4 protein-coding genes are annotated in these 3,067 nt (G+C 33.4%); all 4 read right to left on the bottom strand.

Annotation, left to right across the window (positions count from 1 at the left end; genetic code table 11):
* Positions 1-164: 164 nt before the first annotated feature.
* The 4 genes from HX743_RS15745 to HX743_RS15730 all read right to left on the bottom strand — a co-directional run bounded on the left by HX743_RS15745 (position 165) and on the right by HX743_RS15730 (position 2,848).
* A complete protein-coding gene (locus tag HX743_RS15745; RefSeq protein WP_038350244.1) occupies positions 165-479 on the bottom strand; it encodes a BrnA antitoxin family protein in 315 nt (104 codons plus the stop codon).
* On the bottom strand, positions 442-753 hold the full coding sequence (locus HX743_RS15740; protein WP_063454728.1) for a BrnT family toxin: 312 nt from the start codon (positions 751-753) through the stop codon (positions 442-444). Before HX743_RS15740 ends, HX743_RS15745 begins: the two co-directional genes overlap by 38 nt.
* Before the next feature lie 248 nt (positions 754-1,001).
* Positions 1,002-1,952, bottom strand: coding sequence for a sensor domain-containing diguanylate cyclase (locus HX743_RS15735; protein ID WP_096902862.1), 951 nt, complete (start codon positions 1,950-1,952; stop codon positions 1,002-1,004).
* Between the two features lie 73 nt (positions 1,953-2,025).
* Positions 2,026-2,848, bottom strand: a protein-coding gene (locus HX743_RS15730; protein WP_100243228.1) for an IS5 family transposase whose coding sequence is annotated in 2 segments (ribosomal slippage) — positions 2,026-2,466 and positions 2,468-2,848 — 822 coding nt in all. Because the reading frame shifts where the segments join, the coding sequence is not laid out codon by codon here.
* Positions 2,849-3,067: the final 219 nt, after the last annotated feature.

Here is a 3,067-nt window from a genome sequence, read left to right as displayed (position 1 = left end):
TCAAAAGATGCCAAGCAGACGTGCACAGAAAATAGCAATCAAAGAACGAAATCTAAATCCTGTGCTTGACTTGGAATTGTCCATATAGGACATTTCTATTTGGTTATTAGGTAGGACATTTCTACTTAGGAATAACACAAAAATGGGAGCCTAAGCTCCCATTTTTATTGATGATTTTTTAATTCTTTAAGCATGGCATCCCGTAAAATTTTATTCATTCGTGTTTGATAGCCTTTGCCTTGGGCTTTTAGCCACTGCATGACATCTGCATCGATGCGAACCGTAGTTACTTGTTTAGTCGGCTTGTAAAATGGATTTTGCACTGCATTTTTCCAGAAGCTGTCATCAAGTTCAGGAATATCTGAAAAATCGATTTCACTGTCTGGACGTTTAGCTAATGCTTCCAGTCTTGCCTTTTGTTCTTCAGACAAAACAGGAGGATTATTCAAATCCATTTTGTAAGTAACGGTTTTGCTCATACTGTTTCCTCTCTTTTTTCTCTGCCTGTCGTGCCGAAATAATGCGGATATGATCCATCCCATTATGGTCTTGTACTGTGTGGGCCACCAATAAAACAGCTTGCCCATGTACCATACCTATCGCTTGCCAACGATATTCACCATTTTCAAAGCGATCCTGTTTGAAGACGGCATAGGCATCATAAAAAACCAAAGTTGCATCTTCGAAAGCTACACCATGTTTTTTGAGGTTTGTATCTGCTTTATGCTCATCCCATGAAAACTCAATTTCCATAGTTGTATCGCTTTTTGTTAATATAAAAATGTTAATACAAAATTGTAAATTTTGCAAAATTTAGCCAATTTTTATTGGCAAAAAATATCAAAACTGCTCATAAAAAAGCCGATTTGTTTCAAAATCGGCTTTTTTTGCATTTTTGGCTTTTTAAGGTTTTATTAAGTATCTGATATTTATATTAATATACAAGTGTATTGCGTATAACCACCATTATGTTAATTGTAGGAAAACTTAATTTTATTACCTTATTGAGACATATCTTTGATTTGACGTTTATGTCTATACATTTGCTTATCTGCTTCAACTACTGTTTGTTGTAAATCCGTCCCTGGTTGACGTGCTGCAACACCAATAGCAGCATTAATTCCAGCCTGTTTTAAGGATTCTGAAATTCGATTTGCTAGTTTTTGAGTATTTTCTAAGTTAGTTTCAATATTTAAAATACCAAACTCATCTCCTCCTAAACGTGCAACTAAATCATTAGAGCGCACAGTTCTTTTGATAATTTGGACTGTTTCTTGAATCATCTGATCACCTTTTAAATGACCAAATTTATCATTTATATATTTTAAATCATTTAAATCTATGACAATAATTGTTGTTGAGTGTCCGTAAATTTTACACCGACTTTCTTCTAAATCTAAAAGTTTATCCCAAGCACGACGATTGAAAGCTCCTGTTAAGTGATCTGTTAGCGACTCCATTTCAAGTTTTTCGCTAATTCTTTTTTGTTCATTTATTTTAATTTCGTTCTGTAAAATTCGACTGAGTAATAAACTAAACAATTCTAATAAATCACTATATTGTTCTATACTTTTAGGCTGTACTGATGGATCAATAGCACATAATGTACCGAAAACAGAGCCATCTTCATTCAATAAAGGTTGACCTATATATGCATTTATATCCACTACCTTATTAATTCCAGCCTCTTCATATAATGGAATTTTTTTTGAATCATGTGCTATACGTGGCCCCTTGCCTAGTACCATCTTAGAACAATATGAATCAGTCCAATTAAAAACTTGTCCTGCTTTTACTCCATATCCACTGTCTTTAGCTTGAAGAACTATCCAATCATTACCTTCTGTACGAGTAATCATCCATAAATTAAAACCTAAGTGATTATGTAAATACTCTAAAATGGCTTTACCAGCATCTTCAAAATCTCTAAAGTTTTCATAAAAAAGACTCATAACTACTCACTATCAATACTTTAAAAATTTATATAACTTTATTTTAACAATAGTAGATCTCTTGCGAAAGTCATTATTGCAAGTTTATCCGGTTTACCAATGCAGCGATTAAATTAATGCGTAAACCGAATCTTTTCCGTCTATTTCGATAGCGTTCACTTAATATTCTAAATCTTTTCAATTGACTATTGATATGTTCGATCACAACTCGTATTTTTCCAATCATTCTATTGTACTTTTTCTCAGCCTTAAATAAGGGGGAATTCTTCTTTTTCTTTATGGGCATCAATAATTTAAAACCATCCTGCTCTAATCCGTAGTACCCTAAATCGGTCATAACATATTCACAATGTTTGAATTTCTTAACCGTTTTTCTTGCCAATTTAATATCATGCTGACTGCCATTCGATATATCTAGCCCTATGATTTGTTTGCTGTTCGGATGATAGATCACTTGTGCTTTTAGCGTATGTTTCTTCTTTTTACCACTGTAGAACTTACTCTGATTTTTTTTTCGGACGTTCTATTGAACATTCTGTCGCATCAATAATGACCCAGTTAAAGTGTTCGTCTGCTGTGGTAATGCTTCGTTTTGGCAGAGTAAAACGTCTTGATTTCATCAATGCATCTTCAACCTTTTTAATGGTTCGATTCACATTACTTTCAGCGATATGGTAATTTGCCGCTAATTCCAGTTGAGTGCTGTAGTTCCGTAAGTAATTGAGAGTTAATAACAACTGATCCTCTATATCTAAAGTATGAGGACGACCTGATTTCTTTTTGAGTGATTCTGCTTTTTCTAAAACCTCGACCATTTCAGTAAAAACTTGTCGAGGTACGCCAACCAAGCGTTTGAATTCAGAATCTGAAAAACGATTTAATTTCTGATATCTCATGAAATTTATATTGAGGTGGTTTTTACTTTCGCAAGAGGTTTAGTTTTATTTAAATTATTTTATTTAAAGATGAATTTACAAATTTCATAGATATGGTAATCCCCCCTAAAAATAATAGGATCTAAAAGTAGAATTTTCTCTTAAGATACGAGCAGGAGATTCTGCATGAAAACATCTAAATTTACTGACAGTCAGATCATGTCCATCTTGAAACAGGCA

It is taken from the genome of Acinetobacter sp. Swhac1, assembly GCF_013390985.1.
In the GTDB taxonomy this organism is placed as follows: domain Bacteria; phylum Pseudomonadota; class Gammaproteobacteria; order Pseudomonadales; family Moraxellaceae; genus Acinetobacter; species Acinetobacter towneri.
Note: the sequence above shows the minus strand (reverse complement) of the source record. Positions and strands in the feature narration are given on the sequence as shown.

Coding starts and splice junctions, on each gene's coding strand:
- HX743_RS15745 (WP_038350244.1), bottom strand. CDS start 479: ATGAGCAAAACCGTTACTTACAAAATGGATTTGAATAATCCTCCTGTT.
- HX743_RS15740 (WP_063454728.1), bottom strand. CDS start 753: ATGGAAATTGAGTTTTCATGGGATGAGCATAAAGCAGATACAAACCTC.
- HX743_RS15735 (WP_096902862.1), bottom strand. CDS start 1,952: ATGAGTCTTTTTTATGAAAACTTTAGAGATTTTGAAGATGCTGGTAAA.